23 protein-coding genes are annotated in these 25,378 nt (G+C 60.0%); 4 read left to right on the plus strand and 19 right to left on the minus strand.

The window, feature by feature from the left end; all coding sequences use genetic code 11:
* Positions 1-185: 185 nt before the first annotated feature.
* Both AC4PS6_RS02095 and pdeM read left to right on the plus strand, forming a co-directional pair.
* Positions 186-2,666, plus strand: coding sequence for a ligase-associated DNA damage response DEXH box helicase (locus AC4PS6_RS02095; RefSeq protein WP_032903245.1), 2,481 nt, complete (start codon positions 186-188; stop codon positions 2,664-2,666).
* A complete protein-coding gene (gene pdeM / locus AC4PS6_RS02100; RefSeq protein WP_020300973.1) occupies positions 2,666-3,316 on the plus strand; it encodes a ligase-associated DNA damage response endonuclease PdeM in 651 nt (216 codons plus the stop codon). The genes AC4PS6_RS02095 and pdeM overlap by 1 nt, the downstream gene beginning before the upstream one ends.
* A gap of 21 nt (positions 3,317-3,337) precedes the next feature.
* Here the strand turns inward: pdeM and AC4PS6_RS02105 are convergent, their stop codons facing one another.
* On the minus strand, positions 3,338-3,535 hold the full coding sequence (locus AC4PS6_RS02105) for a hypothetical protein (protein ID WP_005785769.1): 198 nt from the start codon (positions 3,533-3,535) through the stop codon (positions 3,338-3,340).
* A gap of 108 nt (positions 3,536-3,643) precedes the next feature.
* On the minus strand, positions 3,644-4,210 hold the full coding sequence (dcd, locus tag AC4PS6_RS02110; protein ID WP_003189215.1) for a dCTP deaminase: 567 nt from the start codon (positions 4,208-4,210) through the stop codon (positions 3,644-3,646).
* A gap of 388 nt (positions 4,211-4,598) precedes the next feature.
* Here dcd and AC4PS6_RS02115 point away from each other — a divergent pair, with 388 nt between their 5' ends.
* Positions 4,599-4,808, plus strand: coding sequence for a cold-shock protein (locus AC4PS6_RS02115; protein ID WP_002554837.1), 210 nt, complete (start codon positions 4,599-4,601; stop codon positions 4,806-4,808).
* 156 nt (positions 4,809-4,964) lie between these two features.
* Here the strand turns inward: AC4PS6_RS02115 and rpoS are convergent, their stop codons facing one another.
* The 8 genes from rpoS to AC4PS6_RS02155 form a co-directional block, all read right to left on the minus strand.
* Entirely contained in the window at positions 4,965-5,972 is a 1,008-nt protein-coding gene (gene rpoS / locus AC4PS6_RS02120; RefSeq protein WP_003189214.1) for an RNA polymerase sigma factor RpoS, read from the minus strand.
* A gap of 106 nt (positions 5,973-6,078) precedes the next feature.
* The gene (locus AC4PS6_RS02125) at positions 6,079-6,915 is read right to left on the minus strand and encodes a peptidoglycan DD-metalloendopeptidase family protein (protein ID WP_032893170.1); all 837 of its coding nucleotides are present in this window, start codon (positions 6,913-6,915) and stop codon (positions 6,079-6,081) included.
* Between the two features lie 209 nt (positions 6,916-7,124).
* Positions 7,125-7,760, minus strand: a complete 636-nt coding sequence (locus AC4PS6_RS02130; protein ID WP_169850588.1) for a protein-L-isoaspartate(D-aspartate) O-methyltransferase — start codon at positions 7,758-7,760, stop codon at positions 7,125-7,127.
* Positions 7,761-7,801: 41 nt separating this feature from the next.
* Positions 7,802-8,551, minus strand: a complete 750-nt coding sequence (surE, locus tag AC4PS6_RS02135; protein WP_014717247.1) for a 5'/3'-nucleotidase SurE — start codon at positions 8,549-8,551, stop codon at positions 7,802-7,804.
* Complete coding sequence (gene truD, locus AC4PS6_RS02140; protein WP_014717246.1) at positions 8,539-9,597, minus strand: tRNA pseudouridine(13) synthase TruD; 1,059 nt, start codon at positions 9,595-9,597, stop codon at positions 8,539-8,541. Before truD ends, surE begins: the two co-directional genes overlap by 13 nt.
* Positions 9,594-10,067 carry a 2-C-methyl-D-erythritol 2,4-cyclodiphosphate synthase gene (ispF, locus tag AC4PS6_RS02145; protein WP_003189207.1) on the minus strand — a complete coding sequence of 158 codons (474 nt, stop codon included), beginning with the start codon at positions 10,065-10,067 and terminating at the stop codon, positions 9,594-9,596. Before ispF ends, truD begins: the two co-directional genes overlap by 4 nt.
* Before the next feature lie 54 nt (positions 10,068-10,121).
* Positions 10,122-10,967: an S-formylglutathione hydrolase gene (fghA, locus tag AC4PS6_RS02150; protein WP_020300971.1), complete on the minus strand. Its 846-nt coding sequence runs from the start codon at positions 10,965-10,967 to the stop codon at positions 10,122-10,124.
* 8 nt (positions 10,968-10,975) lie between these two features.
* Positions 10,976-12,088, minus strand: a complete 1,113-nt coding sequence (locus AC4PS6_RS02155; RefSeq protein WP_014717243.1) for an S-(hydroxymethyl)glutathione dehydrogenase/class III alcohol dehydrogenase — start codon at positions 12,086-12,088, stop codon at positions 10,976-10,978.
* 109 nt (positions 12,089-12,197) lie between these two features.
* Between AC4PS6_RS02155 and AC4PS6_RS02160 the strand changes: the two genes are divergently transcribed.
* Entirely contained in the window at positions 12,198-13,094 is an 897-nt protein-coding gene (locus AC4PS6_RS02160) for a LysR substrate-binding domain-containing protein (RefSeq protein WP_019817856.1), read from the plus strand.
* A 129-nt stretch (positions 13,095-13,223) separates the two neighbouring features.
* Here AC4PS6_RS02160 and ispD read toward each other — a convergent pair whose 3' ends face one another.
* The 9 genes from ispD to rnhB all read right to left on the minus strand — a co-directional run bounded on the left by ispD (position 13,224) and on the right by rnhB (position 25,376).
* Positions 13,224-13,931 (minus strand): 2-C-methyl-D-erythritol 4-phosphate cytidylyltransferase, encoded by a 708-nt coding sequence (gene ispD / locus AC4PS6_RS02165; protein WP_014717241.1) that lies wholly within the window; start codon positions 13,929-13,931, stop codon positions 13,224-13,226.
* Positions 13,928-14,206: a cell division protein FtsB gene (gene ftsB, locus AC4PS6_RS02170; RefSeq protein WP_003189195.1), complete on the minus strand. Its 279-nt coding sequence runs from the start codon at positions 14,204-14,206 to the stop codon at positions 13,928-13,930. Before ftsB ends, ispD begins: the two co-directional genes overlap by 4 nt.
* Before the next feature lie 171 nt (positions 14,207-14,377).
* Complete coding sequence (eno, locus tag AC4PS6_RS02175) at positions 14,378-15,667, minus strand: phosphopyruvate hydratase (RefSeq protein WP_003189193.1); 1,290 nt, start codon at positions 15,665-15,667, stop codon at positions 14,378-14,380.
* A gap of 157 nt (positions 15,668-15,824) precedes the next feature.
* Complete coding sequence (kdsA, locus tag AC4PS6_RS02180) at positions 15,825-16,670, minus strand: 3-deoxy-8-phosphooctulonate synthase (RefSeq protein ID WP_014717240.1); 846 nt, start codon at positions 16,668-16,670, stop codon at positions 15,825-15,827.
* A 5-nt stretch (positions 16,671-16,675) separates the two neighbouring features.
* A complete protein-coding gene (gene pyrG, locus AC4PS6_RS02185) occupies positions 16,676-18,307 on the minus strand; it encodes a CTP synthase (protein WP_003189189.1) in 1,632 nt (543 codons plus the stop codon).
* 273 nt (positions 18,308-18,580) lie between these two features.
* A complete protein-coding gene (gene tilS / locus AC4PS6_RS02190) occupies positions 18,581-19,900 on the minus strand; it encodes a tRNA lysidine(34) synthetase TilS (RefSeq protein ID WP_336826876.1) in 1,320 nt (439 codons plus the stop codon).
* Between the two features lie 174 nt (positions 19,901-20,074).
* Entirely contained in the window at positions 20,075-21,022 is a 948-nt protein-coding gene (locus AC4PS6_RS02195) for an acetyl-CoA carboxylase carboxyltransferase subunit alpha (protein ID WP_003189182.1), read from the minus strand.
* A gap of 129 nt (positions 21,023-21,151) precedes the next feature.
* Positions 21,152-24,673 (minus strand): DNA polymerase III subunit alpha, encoded by a 3,522-nt coding sequence (gene dnaE, locus AC4PS6_RS02200; RefSeq protein WP_003189180.1) that lies wholly within the window; start codon positions 24,671-24,673, stop codon positions 21,152-21,154.
* 76 nt (positions 24,674-24,749) lie between these two features.
* A complete protein-coding gene (rnhB, locus tag AC4PS6_RS02205) occupies positions 24,750-25,376 on the minus strand; it encodes a ribonuclease HII (RefSeq protein ID WP_161793220.1) in 627 nt (208 codons plus the stop codon).
* Positions 25,377-25,378: the final 2 nt, after the last annotated feature.

Raw genomic sequence — 25,378 nt, forward strand, 5'->3', positions numbered from 1 at the left:
CCCGCTAGGGCGCGAAGCGGCCCCGCTCTTTGTTCAAAAAGACGGAGACTGCTACGCAGTCCAGCGGGAGCAAGCTCCCTCGCCACAGGGCAGCGCTTCTGCTTGACTGAATGGCATTAGGCAGTTGAACGTCGGCGCTGCCTCAGGGGTCTTTGAACTAACCCCTCCAGAGCGTCCGCTGCCGCATGGCAAAAACCCACGACTTCGCCAAGCAATGGTTTGCCACCCAAGGCTGGAAGCCATTCGCCTTTCAGAAAGAGGTATGGGCCGCGGTCAAGGCCGGCCAGTCGGGGTTACTGCATGCCAGCACGGGGGCGGGTAAAACCTATGCCTTGTGGTTTGCCGCACTCAACCGTTTCGCCATTACCCGCCCGCCCGCTACAAGCAAGCGCAAACCGCCTGCCCAGCCGCTGACCGTCCTGTGGATCACGCCGATGCGCGCCCTGGCCGCCGACTCCGCACGCGCCCTGCAAGCACCGCTGGAGGCCCTGCACATTCCCTGGAGCGTGGGCCTGCGCACCGGCGATACCAGCAGCAGCGAACGCGCACGCCAGACCCGCCGCCAGCCCACCGCCCTGGTCACCACCCCGGAAAGCCTGACCCTGATGCTGGCCCGTGCCGACAGTGAAACCAGCCTGGCGCACCTGCGCATGGTCATCGTGGATGAATGGCACGAACTGATCGGCAATAAGCGTGGCGTGCAGTTGCAACTGGCACTGGCACGCTTGCGGCGCTGGCATCCTGAGTTGATGGTGTGGGGTATTTCCGCGACGCTGGGTAATCAGGCCCACGCCTTGGAAGTACTGGTCCCACAGGGCGGCGGCATCAATGTACAGGGGCAAACGGCCAAGGCACTGAAGGTCGACACCTTGCTGCCGCCCGTCACCGAGCGCTTTCCCTGGGCCGGGCATATCGGCTTGAAGATGTTGCCGCAAGTGGTCGCCGAGGTAGAGGCCAGCAGCAGTTGCCTGGTATTTACCAACACCCGCGCGCAATCCGAGATCTGGTACCAGGCGATTCTGGGCGCTCGTCCGGACTGGGCCGGCTTGATTGCCCTGCACCACGGTTCGTTATCGCGAGAGACCCGGGACTGGGTGGAGCGAGCGTTGAAAGATGGACAGCTCAAGGCAGTGGTGTGCACTTCCAGCCTCGACCTGGGCGTTGACTTCCTGCCGGTGGAACGGGTGCTGCAAATCGGCTCCGCCAAGGGCGTAGCGCGGCTGATGCAACGCGCCGGGCGCTCCGGCCACGCGCCAGGGCGGCCCTCACGGGTAACGCTGGTGCCCACCCACAGCCTGGAGCTGGTGGAAGCCGCAGCCGCCCAGGATGCGATCGCCCAACGGCGCATCGAAGCGCGGGAATCACCGTACAAGCCGCTGGATGTGCTGGTCCAACACTTGGTCAGCATGGCCTTGGGTGGCGGGTTTACTCCGGCGGCACTGTTGGACGAAGTGCGCGGCGCCTGGGCCTATCGCGACCTCACCGAAGCGGACTGGGCCTGGGCCCTGGGGTTTGTGCGCCATGGTGGCCTGTCACTCACCGCTTATCCGGATTACCGCCGGGTGGAGCCCGATGAGCACGGCATCTGGCGCGTTCCGGATGCCCGCCTGGCACGCCGCCACCGCATGAGCGTGGGCACCATCGTCAGTGACGCCAGCATCCAGCTCAAGTTCTGGAGCAAAGGCGGCGGCGGCAAGAACCTGGGCAGTGTCGAGGAAGGCTTTATTGCAAGGCTCAAGCCGGGGGATGGGTTTTTGTTCGCGGGGCGGTTGCTGGAATTGGTGCGCGTGGAAAACATGACCGCTTACGTACGCCGCAGCAACGCGAAAAAAGCCGCCGTGCCACGCTGGAATGGCGGGCGCATGCCCCTTTCCAACGAACTGGCCCAGGCGGTGGTCGAGCGTTTTGATGCCGCCGCGCATGGGCACTTCGACGGCCCAGAGATGAAGGCGGTGCAACCGTTGCTGCATACCCAACTGCGCTGGTCCGGGCTGCCGACCCGCGAGCATTTGCTGGCTGAAACCCTGCGGTCGCGAGAGGGCTGGCACCTGTTTCTGTACCCATTCGCTGGCCGCCAGGTACACCTGGGCCTAGCCAGTTTGCTGGCATGGCGGGTCAGCCAGCAGCAGCCGCTGACCTTTTCGATTGCGGTGAATGATTATGGCCTGGAGCTCTTGAGCGCCACCGAGGTGCAGTGGCCCCAGTTGTTGAATACAAGGTTGCTGAGCCCCCAAGGCCTGCTGGCGGATGTGGTCGCCAGCCTCAATGCCGGCGAACTGGCCCTGCGCCGCTTTCGCGAGATTGCGCGAATCGCCGGGCTGGTATTTGCCGGGTATCCCGGCGCGCCAAAAAGCACGCGACAAGTGCAGGCTTCCAGTGGTTTGTTCTTTGAAGTGTTCAAGCAATATGACCCACAAAATCTGCTGCTGGCCCAGGCAGGAGAAGAAGTTCTGCGGGACGAGCTGGATATTCGCCGGCTGGAACAGACGCTGAATCATCTGTCGACGCTGAAGCTGGACCTGCACAGGATCCAGCGGCCCACGCCCCTGGCCTTTCCGCTGCTGGTAGAACGGATGCGCGAAAGCATGAGCTCGGAAAAACTCTCGGAGCGCATCGCGCGGATGGTCAAGGACCTGGAAAAAGTCGCCGACAAAGGGCAAGGCTGATGCATTACCCACTGACACTGGAAGGTGAAGAGCTATGGCTATTGCCGCAGAAAGCTGTGTACTGGCCCGCGCGTAAATGTTTGCTGATCGCCGACGCGCATTTTGGCAAGGCGTCGGCCTATCGCAGCCTGGGGCAGCCGGTGCCACAGGGCACGACTACGGCCAACCTGGAAGGCCTGGACAGGCTGTTATCGGCCCTACCCTGCGAACAGTTGATCTTTCTCGGCGATTTCCTGCACGGCCCCGGCTCTCACGCCAGCGGCACCCTGAACGCAATCCGGGCCTGGCGTGAGCGCAATCGCACACTGGCCTTGATCTTGATTCGCGGCAATCACGACAAACGTGCCGGCGACCCACCACTGGACTTGCGCATCGACGTGGTCGCGGAGCCTCTGCTGATGGGCCCTTTCGCCTTGCAACATGAGCCCGACGCCCATGCCAGCCATCATGTACTGGCGGGGCATGTGCATCCTGTGTACCACCTGCGCGGTAAAGGGCGCCAACGGCTACGCCTGCCGTGCTTCCAGGTCGGCGGGCGGGTAAGCCTGCTGCCAGCCTTTGGCGCGTTTACAGGGGGCTATGCCGTGGAGCAGGCCCCAGACCGCCGAATCTATGTGATCGGCGATCACCAGGTCTGGCCGATTCAATGATCGATAAGGCCTGCTCAGGGATCAGGCAACGGGCGCGGGTGGCGGCTCGTCCGGTAAGGTCGGCTCACCCGGTTCGGTAGGCTGTGGGTAATCAGGTTCGGGTTGACCAGGGATGCCCCCCGCGTGCGCGGGGTTGGCCATCAAGGACCAGGCCAGAACACCAATCTGGTTGGGTTCAAGCCGGGCGAGTTCTGCGCTGATTCGCGGGTCGATCTTCATAAGGTACTCCTCAAGTATGGCCCGGCGCGTTTCACACGCGCCGAAGCAGTACACCTAGATAGAGTCACTTTCTGCAGACAAATTCCCTTTACCCGAAGGCGCTTTCGATCAAGCGCGTGGGAGAGTGACGCCGCGTTGGCCCTGATACTTGCCCGCACGGTCCTTGTAAGACACTTCACAAGCCTCATCGGACTGCAGGAACAGCATCTGTGCCACGCCTTCGTTGGCGTAGATTTTCGCCGGCAAGGTGGTAGTGTTGGAGAATTCCAGGGTCACGTGGCCTTCCCACTCCGGCTCGAGCGGTGTGACGTTGACGATAATGCCGCAGCGGGCATAGGTGCTTTTACCCAGGCAGATGGTCAACACGTCGCGCGGAATACGGAAGAATTCCACGGTGCGCGCCAGGGCGAAAGAGTTGGGCGGGATGATGCACACGTCGCTCTTGACGTCGACGAAGCTCTTTTCGTCGAAGTTCTTTGGATCGACGATCGCCGAATTGATGTTGGTGAACACCTTGAATTCATCGGCGCAACGCACGTCGTAGCCATAGCTGGAAACACCGTACGAAATCACGCGCTCGTCGCCTTCGCCACGAATCTGACGTTCGACGAACGGCTCGATCATGCCGTGTTCCTGCGCCATGCGGCGAATCCACTTGTCCGATTTGATGCTCATGGCGGTGTCCTGAATAGCGAGGCGAAAAAAATCTGTGGGCCATCTTACCGGGGCCGGCGTTGGGGTTCAAAGGCCGTACGGGTTTTCTTGATCAATGCACGGCCAGTTATAAGCCATAGCGAGCGTGGCCGGGACCCGGACGGCAGGCGCCAATGACTGTAAATACCACCGCCAGTCACGAAAATAGAGAAACCTTCGGAAATACCATTGGCACGTTCCGGAAAAAGGGTTAAGGTGGCGCCACTGTGCTGCTTGTGTCACTGAGAATCTCTACACGATATGTTGAATTTCGATCCAACCATCTCCAAGAATTTTTCCTGCTCTTTGCACTCAGTCTCGGCCAGGGCTTTTCCTGAGTCGCAGTTAACTTTGTCCAAGGAGATACACCATGTCTAATCGCCAAACTGGTACCGTTAAGTGGTTCAACGATGAAAAAGGCTTCGGCTTCATCACTCCACAATCCGGTGACGACCTGTTCGTTCACTTCAAAGCTATCCAATCCGACGGCTTCAAAAGCCTGAAAGAAGGCCAACAGGTTTCTTTCATCGCTACCCGCGGTCAGAAAGGCATGCAAGCTGAAGAAGTTCAAGTTATCTAACTTGTACTGACTTAGTCGAAAAAACCCCGCCCTTAAAAGCGGGGTTTTTTTATGCCTGATCGTTCCCGCGCTCTGCGTGGGAACGATCAGGGCACAGCAAAACGCCCGATGCATTCACATGCATCGGGCGTTTTGTCATCGCTGCCCTACCAATCGTTATTGGAACAACGACTCACTCGACAAGCCATTCTTCTCCAGGATCTCGCGCAAGCGCTTGAGGCCCTCTACCTGGATCTGCCGCACCCGCTCACGGGTCAGACCAATCTCCAGACCTACATCCTCCAGAGTGCTGCTCTCATGACCGCGCAGGCCGAAGCGGCGAATCACCACTTCACGCTGCTTGTCCGTGAGCTCTGAGAGCCACTGGTCAATACTTTGGGAAAGATCATCGTCCTGCAACAGCTCGCAAGGGTCCGTCGGACGATCATCGGTCAGGGTGTCCAGCAGGGTCTTATCCGAGTCCGGCCCCAGCGAGACATCGACCGAAGAGACACGCTCGTTAAGGCCGAGCATGCGCTTGACCTCCCCTACCGGTTTTTCCAGCAGGTTGGCGATCTCTTCAGGCGAAGGTTCATGATCGAGTTTTTGCGTCAGCTCACGCGCCGCCCGCAGGTAGACGTTGAGCTCCTTGACCACATGGATCGGCAACCGGATCGTGCGGGTCTGATTCATGATCGCCCGTTCGATGGTCTGGCGAATCCACCAGGTGGCATAGGTGGAGAAACGGAAGCCCCGCTCAGGGTCGAATTTTTCCACAGCCCGGATCAAGCCCAGGTTGCCCTCCTCGATCAGGTCCAACAGGGACAGCCCACGATTGACGTAGCGTCGGGCGATTTTCACCACCAGGCGCAGGTTGCTTTCAATCATGCGCTTACGCCCAGCCGGATCGCCCTTTTGCGACAGACGCGCAAAATGGACTTCTTCTTCGGGGGTCAACAGAGGGGAAAAGCCGATTTCATTGAGGTACAACTGGGTCGCGTCGAGCGCCCGCGTATAGTCAACGTACTTGTGCTGCTTCAACGCGGCAGCATTCTTGGATTTGGTGCGAACTGAAGGTGGTGATACCCCTTCATTATCTGACATCGTTTCCAAATCGATACCGGCCTCCATAAGGAGAACCTCATCGTCGATGTCAAACTCCGGCACTTCTTTACTGAGAGCCATTGTTATAGTCCTTTGGTGAGTTCGACCTCAAGCTCAAGCGACGCCTCTATCCTTGGCAACGCTGGAGCCTGTTCCTTCTACGTGAGGGAACAGGCTGTGCAACACATCAACGACGGGGCAGGAATTGCAGCGGATCTACAGGCTTCCCTTGGCGGCGAATCTCAAAGTGCAGTTTCACCCGGTCTGTGCCCGTTGACCCCATTTCGGCAATCGTCTGTCCGACCTTGACCTGCTGCCCCTCCCGAACCAACAACCTGCGGTTATGACCGTAGGCACTGACGTAGGTATCGCTGTGTTTGATGATGACCAGCTCGCCGTAGCCCCGCAAACCACTCCCGGCGTACACCACTGTCCCATCAGACGCAGCTAAAACAGGCTGTCCCAAATCCCCGGCGATATCAATGCCTTTATTCAAACTACCGTTTGAAGAGAATTTTCCAATCAACACTCCGTTTGAAGGCCATCCCCAACCGGTCGGCGCAGGCCCGGCGGGTGGCAACGGCGCGGGTGCCGGCTTGCTCGCAACCGTAGGCGCGGCGCTGCCTGCAGGCCGGGTAATGATGGTGGTCTTGCTCGAGGACGATGGCGAAGATCCCGACTTTGTCACAACTGCCGTAGGTGCAGAACCTGAGCGACCATCGAAACGAATGGTCTGCCCCGGATGGATCGTATACGGCACAGGAATGTTGTTACGGGCGGCCAGCGCCTTGTAGTCCCAGCCATAACGAAAGGCAATCGAGAACAGGGTGTCGCCTTTGCGCACCACGTATTGGCCAGTGGTGACCGTAGGTCTCTGGGGGGTTGCGTTGGTACGGTCAACGACCCGCGCACCGCCGGATGGCGTGCTCGAGCAGGCTGCCAATAAGGAACTCAAGACAAGGCCAAGCACCAGTCGCTGAAAGCTTGTTTTACTCATTCGCTGCGCAGGACCTGTGAGACTCACCCGCCGCTCCCTTTGTGGTGGCTGAACGTTAACGCCTGTATCAGGCTTGAAATATGACGCAAGTATAACTGGGCATTGGCTTTTTACTGGCACCTGACTGAAAGGAAAAATTCACCATGTTTAATCGTGGCTGCCAGGCATGTTGATTCAATAGACCCCGCCGTAAGACACATCCCCGCTTACAGAATTCACTGCCCGCGAATAAATGATCAGGCCAGCGGGCCGTTGAGCAAGGGGACGAAACGCACGGCACCGAGTACATGCCGGGAAAAACCTTCGTCCTCACGGATAATAAGCATCAACTGTTGCACTTCGCCGGAGCCCACCGGGATGACCAGCCGCCCGCCAGGTGCCAATTGATCCAGCAAGGCTTGCGGCACATCGGTGGCCACGGCGGTGACGATGATACCGTTGTAGGGCGCCAGCGCCGGCCAGCCCTCCCAGCCATCGCCCCAGCGGAATACCACGTTGCGCAGGTTCAGCTCCACCAGACGCTCTTTGGCCCGGTCCTGTAGCACCTTGATGCGCTCGACCGAAAACACCCGCTCTACCAATTGCGACAGCACGGCCGTCTGATAGCCAGAGCCGGTACCAATCTCCAGCACCTTGTCCAACGGCCCCGCCGCCAGCAATAGCTCGCTCATACGCGCAACCATATAGGGCTGAGAGATGGTCTGGTTGTGGCCGATGGGCAACGCTGTGTCTTCATAGGCGCGATGCGCCAGTGCCTCATCAACAAACAGATGCCGCGGCGTGCGTCGGATTACTTCCAGCACCTGTGCGTTGGACAAGCCTTCTTCATACAGACGCTGGATCAACCGCTCCCGGGTGCGCTGGGAGGTCATCCCGATGCCGCGGCGCAACAAGTCGTCTTGTTCACGAGCCATCAACGCAGTCCCTCCAGCCAGCCATCAAGGCCACTGAAGGCATCACTGAAGGTGCGATCAAACAGCAACGGGGTAACGGAGACATAGCCTTGCATCACCGCATGAAAGTCCGTGCCCTCGCCGCCATCTTCGGCGTCACCGGCCGCAGCGATCCAGTATCCTTCCTTGCCGCGTGGGTCGACCACCTTCAAGGGCGCCGCAGCACGGGCGCGATGGCCCAGGCGCGTGAGTTGGATACCGCGAATATGGTCGAGGGGCAAGTTGGGGATATTGACGTTGAGCACCGTACGCGGCGGCAGGTCCAGGGAGCCATGGGCCTCCACCAGCTTGCGCGCGTAATACGCCGCCGTCGCCAGATTATCCAATTGCCGCGAGGCAAAGGAAAAGGCAAAGCCGGTGCGGCCCAGGAAGCGCCCTTCAAGGGCGGCCGCCACGGTACCGGAATACAGCACGTCATCACCCAGGTTGGCGCCCAGGTTGATCCCCGAGACCACCAGGTCTGGCTGGTGCTCCAGCAGACTGTTGATCGCCAGGTGCACGCAGTCGGTGGGGGTGCCGTTAACGCTGATAAAGCCATTGGCCAGGACCCGCGGGTGCAGCGGACGGTCGAGCGTCAGCGAACTGCTGGCGCCGCTCTTGTCCTGGTCGGGGGCAACCACCACGCACTCGGCGTAATCCTGCAGCGCAGCATGGAGCGCGGCAAGACCGGGTGCGGTGGCACCGTCATCGTTTGATATCAGAATACGCATGGGCTGTCCGTCTGCCCCACCGGCACCAGATCAACAAGCTCGCGCACCAAGACAGTGGCGAAGCATCCGGCCGGCAGGACGAATTCCAATTGCAGAATGTCAGGCCCGGGATAATGCCACGTCAACCCGCCAATGGGCAGTCGCAGAATGCGACGTTCCTGGCTCATTCCCGCCTTCACCAGCCAATCACGTAGGTCAGCTTCGCCAGCGGCGACAGATTGTTCCAGCTCGTATGTAAGACCTTTCGCCGGTGAATCGCCCTCGCCCCACTGCGGGCCGGTGGGATGCAGGTCCAGAATCGCCAGGCGCGGGTCACTGCACTCAGCTTCCCCGGCCGGAAAAAAACTGCGACTGTCGGTAAACGCCAGCAGATCGCCAACTTGGGCTCGCTGCCATGAACCGTCGGCGACGCGAGCCGCCAACACTTGGTTGAACAGGTAACTGCGAGCGGTGGACAGCAAGCGCGAGCGCACGTTGCGCTGCTCGGGCAGGGCCTTGCGGGCAGCCCACTCGCGAGCATCCGCCACATTGCCGCCGTTGTGGCCAAAACGCTGGGTGCCGAAATAATTGGGGATGCCGTGCCGGGCAATCAACTGCAGACGTGCGTCGATGGCAGCGGTGTCGCCGACCAGTTGGGTCAGGCGCAAGGTGAAGCCGTTGGCCGAATGAGCCCCACGCTGCAACTTGCGTTTGTGACGGGCGGTTTTCAGGATCTTGAGGGTGTCGTTTTCTGCGCCGCTCATGTCCGGGTCGGCCTTGCCGGGCAATTGCACGCTGAACCACTGGCGGGTCAGGGCCTGACGGTCCTTGAGCCCGGCATAGCTGACGGTGCGCAATGGCACCCCAGCAGCCTTGGCGATACGCCGTGCCGCTTCCTCAGTGTTCAAGCCGCGCTTTTCCACCCACAGCCACAGGTGCTCGCCGTCGCCGGTCAGCGGGATGTCCAGCACCTCATCAACCTGGAAGTCTTCGGCTGTGGCCTTGAGTACCGCGCTGCCCAGGGCCTCGCCATAGGCCCTCGGGCCCAGCAGTTGCAGGTCGTTCATGCGCGCAGCAACAAGGCGACGGAGTGCACCGCGATGCCCTCTTCACGACCGGTAAACCCGAGCTTTTCGGTGGTGGTGGCTTTCACGTTGACTTGATCCAATTCAATTTGCAGGTCTGCGGCGATCGCAGTGCGCATCGCTTCGATATGGGGGGCCATTTTCGGCGCCTGGGCGACGATGGTGTTATCGACGTTGCCAACCTTCCAGCCCTTGGCATGGATCAGGCCGACCACATGGCGCAGCAACACACGGCTGTCCGCGCCCTTGAAGGTGGGATCGGTGTCCGGGAAGTGCTTGCCGATATCGCCCAATGCAGCCGCGCCGAGCAAGGCATCGCTCAAGGCGTGCAAGACCACGTCGCCGTCAGAATGAGCCAGCAACCCATGGTGGTGTGCAATACGCACGCCGCCCAGGGTGATGAAATCGCCTTCAGCGAAACGGTGCACATCGTAGCCGTGGCCAATACGCATAAAAAAACGCCCCGATTTAATTCAGGGCGTGATTCTACCTACTTTTGCCTCAGATTAACCGAGCAAAGCACGACCATGATGCCGCAAATGGTCTTCGATGAAGCTGGCGATGAAGAAGTAGCTGTGGTCGTAGCCAGGCTGCAGGCGCAGTTCCAGCGGATGGTTGGCTGCCTTGGCTGCTTGCAGCAGGGCTTCGGGCTTGAGCTGAACGGCGAGGAAATCGTCGCGATCGCCCTGGTCCACTAACAGCGGCAACTTTTCCGAGGCTTCGCTGATCAGCACGCAGGCATCCCATTCACGCCACTTCGAGCGCTCTTCCCCCAAATAACGGGAAAAGGCCTTCTGGCCCCACGGACAGTCCATCGGATTGTTGATCGGCGAAAATGCCGACACCGACAGGTAACGTCTAGGGTTGCGCAGCGCACAGACCAGCGCACCGTGACCGCCCATGGAGTGGCCGCTGATGCCGCGTTTATCCGACGCAGGGAAATGCACCTCCACCAGTGCCGGCAATTCCTGCACCACGTAGTCATGCATCCGATAGTGCTTGGCCCAGGGTTCCTGGGTGGCATTGAGGTAGAAGCCGGCGCCGAGGCCGAAGTCCCAGGCATTGTCCGGGTCGCCCGGCACGCCGGGGCCACGGGGGCTGGTGTCCGGCGCGACGATAATCAAGCCCAACTCGGCGGCCATGCGCTGGGCGCCGGCCTTCTGCATGAAGTTTTCGTCAGTACAGGTCAAACCGGACAGCCAATACAACACCGGCAGCTTGCCGCCCTGCTCCGCTTGCGGTGGCAGGTAGACGGCAAAGGTCATGTCGCAACCGAGCACATCGGAATGATGCTTGTAGCGTTTATGCCAGCCGCCGAAGCTCTTCTGGCATGACAGGTTTTCCAGACTCATGGCCGACCTCAGAAGTGAATGACGGTACGAATGCTCTTGCCTTCATGCATCAGGTCAAACGCTTTGTTGATATCTTCCAGGCCCATGGTGTGGGTGATGAAGGTATCCAGCGGAATTTCACCGGACTGAGCCATTTCCACGTAGCTTGGCAATTCGGTACGACCGCGCACGCCACCAAACGCCGAACCACGCCAGACGCGACCGGTGACCAGCTGGAATGGGCGAGTGGCAATTTCCTGGCCAGCACCGGCCACGCCGATGATCACTGACTCGCCCCAGCCTTTGTGGCAGCACTCAAGGGCCGCACGCATCAGTTGCACATTGCCGATGCACTCGAAAGAGAAGTCCACGCCGCCGTCAGTCAGGTCGACAATCACGTCCTGGATTGGGCGGTCGTAGTCTTTCGGGTTGATGCAATCGGTGGCACCCAGTTGCTTGGCGATTTCGAACTTGGCCGGGTTGATATCAATAGCAATGATGCGACCGGCCTTGGCCTTGACTGCACCGATAATCGCCGACAGGCCAATACCGCCCAGGCCGAAGACGGCCACGGTGTCGCCCGGCTTGACCTTGGCGGTGTTGATCACCGCACCGATGCCGGTGGTGACACCACAACCGAGCAGGCAGACTTTTTCCAACGGCGCTTCTTTAGGAATCTTGGCCACGGAGATTTCCGGCAGCACGGTGTACTCGGAGAACGTCGAGGTGCCCATGTAGTGGAAAATCGGCTGGCCCTTGTAGGAGAAACGCGTGGTGCCATCCGGCATCAAGCCCTTGCCCTGCGTGGCGCGAATGGCCTGGCACAGGTTGGTCTTGCCACTCAGACAGAACTTGCACTTGCCGCATTCCGGGGTATACAGCGGGATCACGTGATCGCCCACAGCCACCGAAGTTACGCCCTCGCCGATGGCTTCCACCACTGCGCCGCCTTCATGGCCGAGGATCGACGGGAAGATGCCTTCCGGGTCAGCCCCCGACAAGGTGTAGGCATCGGTGTGGCACACGCCGGACGCGACCACCCGCAGCAGCACCTCGCCAGCCTTGGGCATGGCGACATCCACTTCAACAATCTCAAGGGGCTTCTTGGCCTCGAAGGCTACGGCGGCACGGGACTTGATCATCCGGGTTTCTCCATCGGGTTAAAAACTGAGACGGTGAGTGTAAATCATCACTTATTGATGAATAATTCGGGCTAAAGCAAAACATTATTGCTGTACAGGGACAATCACCATGCTGGAGAACCGCTGGGAAGGCATTGACGAGTTTGTCGCGGTGGCCGAATGCAGCCAGTTCACGGCGGCGGCCGAACGGTTGGGGGTGTCTTCATCCCATGTCAGCCGGCAAGTGGCGCGCCTTGAAGAACGCCTGCAAACCCGATTGCTGTACCGCAGTACGCGCAAGGTGACTTTGACCGAAGCCGGTCAGACCTTCCTGCAGCACTGCCAACGCCTGCAGGACGGTCGCGAGGAAGCGTTGCGGGCGGTGGGCGACCTGACCAGCGAACCCAAGGGCATGTTGCGCATGACCTGCGCCGTGGCCTATGGCGAACGCTTTATCGTGCCGCTGGTGACACGATTCATGGCGCACTATCCGCAACTGCGCGTGGACATCGAGTTGACCAACCGCTCGCTGGACCTGGTGCATGAAGGCCTCGACCTGGCCATCCGCCTGGGACGCCTGCAAGACTCGCGCATGGTTGCCAGCCGCCTGGCACCTCGACGCATGTACCTGTGCGCGTCGCCCTCCTACCTCGAACGGTACGGTCGGCCACACAGTTTGTCGGAGTTGAGCCGGCATAACTGCCTGATTGGCAGCTCGGATATCTGGCAAATGGCCCAGGATGGGCGGGAATTTTCCCAGCGCGTGCAAGGCAATTGGCGCTGCAACAGCGGGCAAGCGGTGCTGGATGCGGCGTTACAAGGCATGGGCTTGTGCCAGTTGCCGGATTACTACGTGCTGGAGCATCTGCACAGCGGGGCGTTGGTGTCGTTGCTGGAGGCTCATCAACCGCCAAATACTGCGGTGTGGGCGTTGTATCCGCAGCAGCGGCATTTGTCGCCGAAGGTGAGGAAGCTGGTGGACTTTTTGAAGGTGGGGTTGGCGCAGAGGCCGGAGTACAAGCATTGAATTGAGGTGGTCTGCACCGGCCTCATCGCGGGCAAGCCCGGCTCCCACAGTTGGACGTGTTGTTTGATGTGGCAGCGATCAAATGTGGGAGCTGGCTTGCCTGCGATGACGCAGACCCGGCCTGACAGGTTACCGCCGGTTAGCCCAGCGCAACTTCAACCACTCCAGGTCTTCCGGCCGAGTCACCTTGATATTGTCCGAACGCCCTTCGATCAGGCGCGGCGCCTGCCCGGACCATTCCATGGCCGACGCTTCATCGGTGATCACCGCATCGGCCACCAGGCTGTCGGCCAAGGCGCGATGCAAGGCGCCCAGGCGGAACATCTGCGGCGTGTAAGCCTGCCAGATCAGGCTGCGATCAACGGTATCCACCACACGGCCATGCTTGTCGACACGCTTGAGGGTGTCGCGCGCCGGCACCGCCAGCAGGCCGCCTACCGGATCGTCAGCCAGTTCCGCCAACAATTTGTCGAGGTCATCACGGCTCAGGTTAGGCCGCGCAGCGTCGTGCACCAACACCCAGTCGTCATCACTGGCGCCCAGGGCGTTGAGTTGCAGCAGCGCATTGAGCACCGAGCCGGAACGTTCCGAGCCCCCGTCGGCACGCTGGATACGCGGGTCAGTGGCGCATGCCAAGGTGGGCCAATAAGGATCGTCAATTGCAAGACTGACCACCAGGCCCTTGAGGCGTGGGTGGTCGAGAAAACAGCCGAGGCTGTGTTCGAGAATAGTGCGCCCGCCCAGTTGCAGGTACTGCTTGGGACGGTCTGCGGCCATACGGGCACCGACGCCCGCGGCAGGGATCACGGCCCAGAAGGCCGGTAAATCGTGGCTCATTGGGCCAACTGGTAGAGGGTCTCGCCCTCCTTGACCATGCCCAACTCATGACGAGCCCGCTCTTCAACGGTCTCCGTGCCTTTTTTCAGCTCAAGCACTTCAGCGTCCAGGACACGGTTGCGCTCCAGCAGGCGTTCGTTTTCGGCACGCTGGTCGGCAATTTGCTGGGTCAGCTCTTCCACCTGCGCAAAGCTGCCATTACCGACCCATAGGCGGTACTGCAGGCCAGCCAGCAACAAGAGTAAGACGAGGAACAACCAATTGGGACTGCGCATCGAAATCCGGGTATCCAGTGAAAAAAGACAGTCATGCAAACCTTTTGCAGCAACTGATAGCACAAAGCCTGGAAAAACCAGGCTTGCGCTTGTCAGTCAGCAGATTAGCGCCGAAATTCACATTTTCGTGAGATTTCTGACGCAATCCGCCGACTTTTTACCATTTACTGCTTAGCCGCGAAACTCGCCGCGACCGTTGTACTTGGCTTTACCTGCCAATTGCTCTTCGATGCGCAGCAATTGGTTGTACTTGGACACGCGATCGGAACGGCACAGGGAACCGGTCTTGATCTGGCCCGCCGAAGTACCCACGGCCAGGTCGGCAATGGTGGAATCTTCGGTTTCGCCGGAGCGATGGGAGATCACGGCGGTGTAGCCCGCGGCCTTGGCCATCTGGATGGCTTCCAGGGTTTCGGTCAGGGTGCCGATCTGGTTGAACTTGATCAGGATCGAGTTGGCGATCTTCTTGTCGATGCCTTCTTTCAGGATCTTGGTGTTGGTCACGAACAGGTCGTCACCCACCAGCTGGATTTTTTCGCCGATCTTGTCGGTGAGGATTTTCCAGCCATCCCAGTCGGACTCGTCCAGGCCGTCTTCGATCGAGATGATCGGGTAGCGCTGGGTCAGGCCTTTGAGGTATTCAGCGAAGCCTTCGGAGTTGAACACCTGGCCTTCGCCGGACAGGTTGTACTTGCCGTCTTCATAGAATTCGCTGGCGGCGCAGTCCAGGGCCAGGGTCACGTCGGTGCCCAGCTTGTAGCCAGCGTTGGCCACGGCTTCGGAGATGACTTTCAGTGCGTCTTCGTTGGAGGCCAGGTTCGGCGCGAAACCGCCTTCGTCACCCACGGCAGTGCTCAGGCCACGAGCCTTCAGTACAGCCTTGAGGTGATGGAAAATCTCGGTACCCATGCGCAGGCCTTCGGAGAAGGACTTGGCGCCAACCGGCTGTACCATGAATTCCTGGATGTCGACGTTGTTATCTGCGTGCTCGCCACCGTTGATGATGTTCATCATCGGCACCGGCATCGAGTAGACGCCCGGGGTGCCATTCAGATTGGCAATGTGTGCGTACAACGGCAGGTCCTGGTCCTGCGCAGCCGCCTTGGCAGCTGCCAGGGACACCGCGAGAATGGCGTTGGCGCCGAGGCTGCCTTTGTTTTCAGTGCCGTCGAGCTTGATCATCGCGTGGTCCAGGGCTTTCTGGTCCAGCGGGTCCTTGCCCAGCAACAGGTCACGAATCGGACCGTTGATGTTGGCTACAGCCTTGAGTACACCCTTGCCCAGGTAACGGCTCTTGTCGCCATCACGCAGTTCCAGCGCCTCGCGCGAACCGGTGGAAGCACCGGACGGCGCGCAGGCGCTGCCGATGATGCCGTTATCGAGAAGCACGTCGGCTTCGACGGTGGGGTTGCCACGGGAGTCGAGAACTTCACGACCTTTGATGTCGACGATTTTTGCCATTGTTGTAAACACTCCAAAGTTGACGAAAACGACGCAGCTGAAGGAAATCTTTTGACCGACCGCAAGGGTGGAACAACGGGGCAGGCTTGCAGACGACAAGGCTCAGGCCCGGGGGCCTGAGCGTAAAGCGTGGGAAATTCTACCGGAGAAATGCCAGTTACGCGGTCTCTACCGTCGGAAAACTCTTGACCAGCTCGTCCAACTGCTTGAGTTGGGCCAGGAATGGCTCCAGCTTGTCCAGGCGCAGGGCGCATGGGCCATCACATTTGGCGTTGTCCGGGTCCGGGTGAGCTTCAAGGAACAGGCCCGCCAGGGACTGGCTCATGCCCGCCTTGGCCAGGTCCGTCACCTGGGCACGTCGCCCGCCAGCGGAGTCCGAACGACCACCGGGCATTTGCAGCGCGTGGGTCACGTCGAAGAACACGGGGTATTCGAACTGTTTCATGATGCCGAAACCGAGCATGTCCACCACGAGGTTGTTGTAGCCGAAGCTCGAACCCCGCTCGCAGAGGATCAACTGGTCGTTACCCGCTTCCACGCATTTGCTCAGGATGTGTTTCATCTCCTGAGGAGCGAGGAATTGGGCTTTCTTGATGTTGATCACAGCGCCGGTCTTGGCCATGGCGACCACGAGGTCGGTCTGGCGCGACAGGAAGGCCGGCAACTGGATGATGTCGCACACCTCGGCGACCACGGCAGCCTGATCAGGCTCGTGGACGTCGGTGATGATCGGCACGCCGAAGGCTTGCTTGATGTCCTGGAAGATCCGCATGCCTTCTTCAAGGCCCGGGCCGCGATAGGAGGTCACGGACGAACGGTTGGCCTTGTCGAAGCTGGCCTTGAAGACGTAAGGGATACCCAGTTTCTGGGTGACCCGCACGTACTCCTCACACACCTGCATCGCCATGTCACGGCTTTCCAGCACGTTCATGCCGCCGAACAGCACCATGGGCTTGTCGTTGGCAATCTCGATGTCGCCTACGCGAATGATCTTCTGGGCCATCAGGTTTACGCCTTCTTCTGATGTTGCGTCAGTGCTGCTTTGACGAAACCACTGAACAACGGGTGACCGTCGCGCGGCGTCGAGGTGAACTCCGGGTGGAACTGACACGCCACGAACCACGGATGATCCGGTGCCTCGACCACTTCAACCAGCTTGCCATCACCGGAGCGGCCGGAGATTTTCAGGCCAGCTTCTTTGATCTGCGGCAGCAGGTTGTTGTTCACTTCATAGCGGTGGCGGTGACGCTCGACGATCACGTCCTTGCCGTAGCAGTCGTGTACCAGCGAGCCAGCTTCCAGCAGGCAATCCTGTGCACCCAGGCGCATGGTGCCGCCCAGGTCGGACGTTTCGGTACGGGTTTCAACGGCGCCAGTGGCGTCTTCCCACTCGGTGATCAGACCCACGACCGGATGGCCGCTGCTGTGATCGAACTCGGTGGAGTTGGCGTCTTTCCAGCCCAGCACGTTACGGGCGAACTCGATAACGGCCACTTGCATGCCCAGGCAGATACCCAGGTACGGCACCTTGTTTTCACGGGCGTACTGCACGGCAGTGATCTTGCCTTCCACACCACGCAGGCCGAAACCGCCGGGAACGAGGATAGCGTCAACACCTTCGAGCAGCGCGGTGCCCTGGTTCTCGATGTCTTCGGAGTCGATGTAGCGCAGGTTGACCTTGGTACGGTTGCTGATACCGGCGTGGCTCATTGCTTCGATCAGCGACTTGTACGCGTCCAGCAGTTCCATGTATTTGCCGACCATGGCGATGGTGACTTCATGCTCTGGGTTGAGCTTGGCGTCGACAACCGCTTCCCACTCGGACAGGTCTGCACCCCCGCACTGCAAGCCGAAACGCTCGACCACAAAATCATCCAGGCCTTGCGAATGCAGGATGCCCGGGATCTTGTAGATGGTGTCGGCGTCTTCCAGGGCAATCACCGCACGTTCTTCAACGTTGGTGAACTGCGCAATCTTGCGGCGCGAGGAAATATCGATCGGGTGATCGGAGCGGCATACCAGCACATCCGGCTGCAGGCCGATGGAACGCAGTTCCTTGACCGAGTGCTGGGTAGGCTTGGTTTTGGTTTCGCCGGCAGTGGCGATGTACGGCACCAATGTCAGGTGCATCAGCATCGCGCGCTTGGCGCCGACTTCGAAACGCAACTGGCGGATGGCCTCGAGGAACGGTTGGGACTCGATGTCACCCACGGTGCCACCGATCTCGACCATGGCCACGTCGGCATCGCCTGCACCCTTGATGATGCGGCGCTTGATTTCGTCGGTGATGTGCGGGATCACCTGGATGGTTGCACCCAGGTAGTCACCACGGCGCTCTTTGCGCAACACGTGCTCGTAGACACGGCCGGTGGTGAAGTTGTTGTTCTGGGTCATGGTCGTGCGGATGAACCGCTCGTAGTGGCCCAGGTCCAGGTCGGTCTCGGCGCCGTCGTGGGTGACGAACACTTCACCGTGCTGGAACGGGCTCATGGTGCCCGGGTCGACGTTGATGTACGGGTCCAGCTTGAGCATGGTGACCTTAAGTCCCCGCGCCTCCAGGATGGCCGCCAATGAAGCGGAGGCAATGCCTTTCCCCAATGAAGAAACAACACCGCCCGTGACGAATATGTAGCGCGTCATGAAAAACCCTAGAAGTCTGCGTTAAAGCGGTCCGAGCCGCCGGGGAAAGCGAAGGAAGGCCGAAGCCCCCGATCACCTGCATTAATCACAGTGCACCTTTCAAAAAAACCGCCGCGTTGTGACAGACCAGCAATGAAACACCGGTACGTTGATCGCTACACATTTTTTGGAATCGCCCAGCAAAGACTGCTTGGTAATCGGCAACGACTGCGATTCAGGCGAATCCACAGAAGTTGTATCAAGAAGGGAGCGTAGTCTACCGGAAAGGCGCTATCAGCTCAAACCTTGATCGCAGGTCTGTGGCAACCAATCCAATTGCGCCTCACCCATCGACCGGGCCCATGCCCCCGCAACGCTTGGCACAGCCAGCAATTGCTCGCCCCGATAGACCAGCGGCAATCTGCCACGGACGAAGCCCGGCATGCCGCTTTCATTCAGCAGACGCTTGAGATCGCGCCGGCCTCGGCCCGGTACGTCGATGATTTCGCCACCCTGGCGATAACGCACCTGCAGCGGGCCTTCGGGGGCCTTGCCGATAAATCTCAGTTGGCCATTACCCGATAACTCTAGTGGATTTTGCGGATCGGGCCAGCTCACCGATGCGTCGGAAAACTCCGACCATGTTGTGGGCAACCACCAGATGCGTTCACCGCTACGCTGCATTTGGCCGTCGGCCAGGCGCCACAGAGGCTGTGCGTCACGCTTGGCATCGCGCAGGGCATGCCAACCGGCCCAGTGATCGCTGTCGGGTAAACGGGTCAGTGGCATGAGCCAATGCCGCAGGGCGTTACGCTGGCGGGCATCGGACAATTCACGCAATGGTTCAAGCGCCAGGGACTGCAGAGGCAACCAGGGAAACGCAGAAGGCTGATCGGCGCGCTGCAGGTCCATCAGCGCCAATTCGTCGAGCAGCCCCTGAGCCTCAGCCATGTGTTCAGCCGTGCGAGCCAGGTGGGTGATGGCCTGGGGCCAGCGCTCCGTCACGGCAGGGAGTACACGGTGACGCAAGTAATTGCGGGAAAACCGGGAATCAACGTTGGAGGGGTCTTCGATCCACTGCAACTGATGCTGATGGGCGTAGGCTTCCAGCTCGCTACGGGTGCACGCCAGCAACGGCCGCACCAAGCGGCCTTGGGCCAACGGGCGATGCTCAGGCATAGCCGCCAACCCTCGCACACCGGCGCCACGCAGCAGGCGAAACAGCAGGGTTTCGGCTTGATCGTCGCGATGCTGGCCAGTGAAAAGCACCTCCCCTGCCCCCATGATTTGCATGAACGCTTGGTAGCGCGCATCGCGCGCCGCACGTTCAATGCTCGCGCCGGGCCTCACCTGCACGCGCATGACGCGCAAGGGTACGCCCAGGCTGTCGCAGACCGATTGGCAATGAGCAGGCCACGCCTCGGCAGCAGCTTGCAGGCCATGGTGGACATGGACGGCGCTGACAGGAGGCAGATTTTCGATGTTGGCCAGTGAGACCAGGAGGTGCAGCAGGACGGTGGAGTCGAGACCGCCGGAGAACGCGATATGCCAGGCCGGGGCGTTGCGCCAGGGGGCCAGGGTGTGCAGGAGTGTGGCCGGCAGGGTTGGTTTCATCACACGTCACCGCCGCAAAGCTTGAATACGTTCGTCAGCATACACAAAGCAAATGTGGGAGCCGGGCTTGCCCGCGATGCAGGCACCTCGGTGTATCAGTGATACCAAGGTGATGCTATCGCAGGCAAGCCAGCTCCCACACAAGCCGGCTACTACATTGGGTACAGCGTCGGCTTAGAGGCCGTAGCTCATCAGGCGCTCATAACGACGAGCCAGCAGCGCTTCGTTATCCAGCTTCTTGAGCATCGCCAGTTGCGACCCCAACTCGGCACGGATGGTCGCAGCAGCGGCAGCCGGATCACGGTGAGCGCCGCCCAGTGGCTCGGCGATGACCTTGTCCACGATACCCAGGCCTTTGAGGCGATCGGCGGTGATGCCCATGGCTTCGGCAGCGTCCGGCGCCTTTTCGGCGGTTTTCCACAGGATCGAGGCACAACCTTCCGGCGAGATCACCGCGTAGGTCGAGTACTGCAACATGTTCAATTGGTCGCAGACACCAATGGCCAGGGCACCGCCGGAACCACCTTCACCGATCACGGTGGCAATGATCGGGGTTTTCAGGCGCGCCATGACGCGCAGGTTCCAGGCAATCGCTTCGCTCTGGTTGCGCTCTTCGGCGTCGATACCCGGGTAGGCACCCGGCGTGTCGATGAAGGTCAGGATCGGCATCTTGAAGCGCTCGGCCATTTCCATCAGGCGGCACGCCTTGCGATAGCCTTCCGGGCGCGGCATGCCGAAGTTGCGGCGTACTTTCTCGCGCACTTCACGGCCTTTCTGATGACCGATCACCATAACCGGCTGATCGTCCAGGCGAGCGATACCGCCCACAATGGCCGCGTCGTCGGAGAAGTGACGGTCGCCGTGCAACTCGTCGAACTCGGTGAAGATGTGTTCGATGTAGTCCAGGGTGTAGGGACGGCGCGGGTGGCGAGCCAGGCGCGCGATCTGCCAGCTGGTCAGCTTGCCGAAGATGTCTTCGGTGAGCGTGCTGCTCTTGTCTTGCAGGCGAGCGATTTCATCACCGATGTTCAGCGAATTGTCATTGCCGACCAGGCGCAGCTCTTCGATCTTGGCTTGCAGGTCAGCGATCGGCTGTTCGAAATCAAGAAAATTCGGGTTCATAAGCGTCCGTCTTGGGTCGACGGCCAAGGGGTGCCTGGCCAGCCGGTTGTCTATTCGCGCCCTACCTTAAGGGAGAGGCGCGTTTAGGTCGAGATTAAATGTTTAGTCGAGATCAGATCTATCTGACCGTCAACGGTATTGGAGGAAGACGTTGTCTCGCCCGAACTGGTCACGCAAAGCTTGAATCAAGCCATCAGCGGGATCAATTCGCCACGTCTCACCAAACTGCAACATGGCCTTGGCATCGCTGCCGGTGTACTCCATGGTCACCGGGCATGCGCCACGATGGCGTTTTAGCAGGTCACCCAACCAGCGTAGCTGATCGCCTTTAAGCGCTTCGGTTTTGACCTTCAGGCGCAGGCTTTCGGCCAGGTTGGTGCGGGCGTCTTCCATGCTCATCACGCGCTTGATGCGCAGGCGCAGGCCACCGGAGAAGTCATCATTGCTGACCTCCCCTTCCACCACCACCATGGCGTCGGTCTGCAACAGCGATTGGGCGGAGTGAAACGCGTCGGCAAACAATGACGCTTCGATGCGGCCCGAGCGGTCATCGAGGGTGATGAAGCCCATCTTGTCGCCCTTCTTATTTTTCATCACCCGCAGGGCGATGATCATACCGGCGACGGTCTGGGTATCCCGCGCCGGTTTGAGGTCGATGATGCGCTGACGGGCAAAACGGCGGATTTCGCCTTCGTACTCGTCAATCGGGTGACCGGTGAGGTACAGGCCCAAGGTGTCTTTTTCACCCTTGAGGCGTTCCTTCAGAGTCAGCTCCTTGGCCTTGCGGTGATTCGCGTAGACATCCGCATCCTCTTCGACGAACAGCCCGCCAAACAGGTCGGCGTGGCCGCTGTCATGGGTACGAGCGGTCTGCTCGGCGGCCTTGATCGCCTCTTCCATGGCGGTCAGCAGCACCGCCCGGTTACGATCGATATTGGCCTGGTAAGCCTTGGGCTCATCATGAAAATACGGGCCAAGACGGTCGAGTGCGCCGCTGCGGATCAGGCCATCGAGGGTACGTTTGTTGATGCGCTTGAGATCCACCCGCGCGCAGAAATCGAACAGGTCCTTGAACGGCCCGTCCTGACGCGCTTCGGTAATGGCCTCCACCGGACCTTCGCCCACGCCTTTGATCGCGCCGAGGCCATAGATGATGCGGCCTTCGTCGTTCACCGTGAACTTGAACTCCGAAGCGTTCACGTCCGGCGCGTCGAGGCGCAGCTTCATGGTGCGCACTTCCTCGATCAAGGTCACGACCTTGTCGGTGTTGTGCATATCCGCCGAGAGTACCGCCGCCATGAACGGTGCCGGGTAGTGGGCTTTCAACCAGGCGGTCTGGTACGACACCAGGCCATAGGCGGCGGAGTGGGATTTGTTGAAGCCATAACCGGCGAATTTTTCTACCAGGTCGAAGATGTTACCGGCCAGGTCGGCATCGATGTTGTTGGTGGCGCAACCTTCAATGAAACCGCCGCGCTGCTTGGCCATTTCCTCGGGCTTTTTCTTACCCATGGCGCGACGCAGCATGTCCGCACCGCCGAGGGTGTAGCCGGCCATCACCTGGGCGATCTGCATCACCTGTTCCTGGTACAGGATGATGCCGTAGGTCGGCGCCAGTACGGGCTTGAGGCCTTCATACTGATAGTCGGAATGCGGGTAAGCCAGCTCGGCGCGGCCGTGTTTACGGTTGATGAAGTCATCCACCATGCCCGATTGCAGCGGGCCCGGACGGAACAGGGCCACCAGTGCGATCAAGTCTTCCAGGCAGTCGGGCTTGAGCTTTTTGATCAGCTCCTTCATGCCCCGGGATTCAAGCTGGAACACCGCCGTGGTTTCGGCTTTTTGCAGCAGGCTATAGGTCGGTTTGTCGTCCAGCGGGATAAACGCGATATCCAGCGGTTCTTCGCCGACCTTGGCACGGTCGCGGTTGATGGTCTTGAGTGCCCAGTCGATGATCGTCAGGGTCCGCAGGCCGAGGAAGTCGAACTTCACCAGGCCGGCGGCCTCCACGTCGTCCTTGTCGAACTGGGTGACCAGGCCGTCGCCTTCTTCATCGCAATAGATCGGCGAAAAGTCGGTGAGCTTGGTCGGCGCAATAACCACGCCACCAGCGTGTTTACCGACGTTACGCACCACGCCTTCGAGCTTGCGCGCCATGTCCCAGATTTCGGCGGCTTCTTCATCGACCTTGATGAAGTCGCGCAGGATTTCTTCCTGCTCGTAGGCTTTTTCCAGGGTCATGCCGACTTCGAACGGGATCATCTTCGACAGGCGGTCGGCCAAACCGTAGGACTTGCCCTGCACCCGCGCCACGTCGCGAATTACCGCTTTGGCGGCCATAGAACCGAAGGTGATGATCTGACTTACTGCGTTGCGGCCGTATTTCTCGGCCACGTATTCAATGACGCGGTCACGACCATCCATGCAGAAGTCGACGTCGAAGTCGGGCATGGATACCCGTTCCGGGTTCAGGAACCGTTCGAACAGCAGGTCATATTCAAGCGGGTCAAGGTCGGTGATCTTCTGTACGTAGGCCACCAGCGAGCCAGCACCTGACCCCCGGCCCGGACCTACCGGCACGCCGTTGTTTTTCGCCCACTGGATAAAGTCCATTACGATCAGGAAGTAGCCGGGGAACCCCATCTGGATGATGATATCCAGCTCGAAATTCAACCGATCGACATACACCTGGCGCTTGGCTTCGTAGTCCTCGGTGGTGTCCTTGGGCAGCAGGACGCTGAGGCGTTCCTCCAGGCCATCGAACGACACTTTGCGAAAGTATTCGTCGATGGTCATGCCATCGGGAATCGGGAAGTTGGGCAAAAAGTGCTTGCCCAGCTTTACTTCGATGTTGCAGCGCTTGGCGATCTCGACGGAGTTTTCCAGGGCCTCGGGCAAGTCGCTGAACAGCTCCGCCATTTCCTCGGCGCTTTTGAGGTACTGCTCTTCGCTGTAGTTCTTCGAGCGGCGCGGGTCATCCAGGGCCCGGCCTTCACCGATGCACACACGGGTTTCGTGGGCTTCGAAGTCTTCTTTCTTGATAAAGCGCACATCGTTGGTCGCCACCAGCGGCGCACCCAGCTTATCGGCCAGGGCGACGGCAGCGTGCAGATGTTCTTCATCGTTGGGACGGTTGGTGCGCTGGACTTCCAGGTAGAACCGGCCTGGGAACACCTGCATCCACTCACGCGCCAGCACTTCGGCTTCCTGAGGGTTGCCGCCCAGCAGCGCGATACCGATTTCGCCCTCTTTGGCCGCCGAGAGCATGATCAGGCCTTCGCTGGCTTCGGCCACCCACTCGCGCTCGATGATGATCGAGCCGTTACGCTGGCCATCGATAAAGCCACGGGAGATCAGTTCGGTGAGGTTGCGATAACCCACGCCGTTCATCGCCAGCAGGCTGATGCGGCTCAGGGGGTTATCCGGGTCTTTGTTGGACAGCCAGAGGTCGGCGCCGCAGATCGGCTTGATGCCGGCGCCCATGGCGTTCTTGTAGAACTTGACCAGGGAACACATGTTGTTCTGGTCGGTAACCGCGACCGCAGGCATGTTCATGCCCACCAGGGTTTTGACCAGCGGTTTGATCCGTACCAGGCCGTCGACCAGGGAGTACTCAGTGTGCAGGCGTAGATGAACGAATGAAGCCGGCATAGTGATCCTGTCTTGATACATGAAAACAACAAGGCCCGGATTGTACCGGGCCTGGGTAAAAACATCAGCCTTGCTGCTAAACCTCGATCAGGCTTTCACGGGCCTCATAAGCCTGGCGCACCGGGGCAAACGAGCGGCGATGGATCGGGGTGGGGCCGAGCCGAGCCAGAGCTTCCAGATGAACGGGGGTCGGGTAGCCTTTATGGCCACCAATGCCGTAGCCGGGATAGATCAATTCGAACGCGGCCATTTCACGGTCGCGGCTGACCTTGGCCAGGATCGAGGCAGCCGCAATGGCCGGAACCTTGCTATCGCCCTTGACCACCGCTTCGGACGGCATTGTCAGTTTAGGGCAGCGGTTACCGTCGATCATCGCCATTTTCGGGGTGATGTGCAGCCCTTCCACAGCACGCTGCATCGCCAGCATGGTGGCGTGCAGGATATTCAGCTCGTCGATTTCTTCGACTTCAGCCCGGGCGATATGCCAGCTCAGGGCTTTTTCACAGATTTCGTCATAGAGTTTTTCGCGACGGGCTTCGGTGAGCTTCTTCGAATCGTTGAGCCCCAGGATCGGGCGGTTCGGATCAAGGATCACCGCCGCCGTAACCACTGCGCCACAGAGCGGACCGCGCCCGACTTCGTCAACACCCGCCACCAGTTCGTGGGCCTGGGCAACGAGGCTGAAATCCAGGCCCATTTGCATGG

The organism is Pseudomonas sp. DW-iso17 (genome assembly GCF_058725345.1).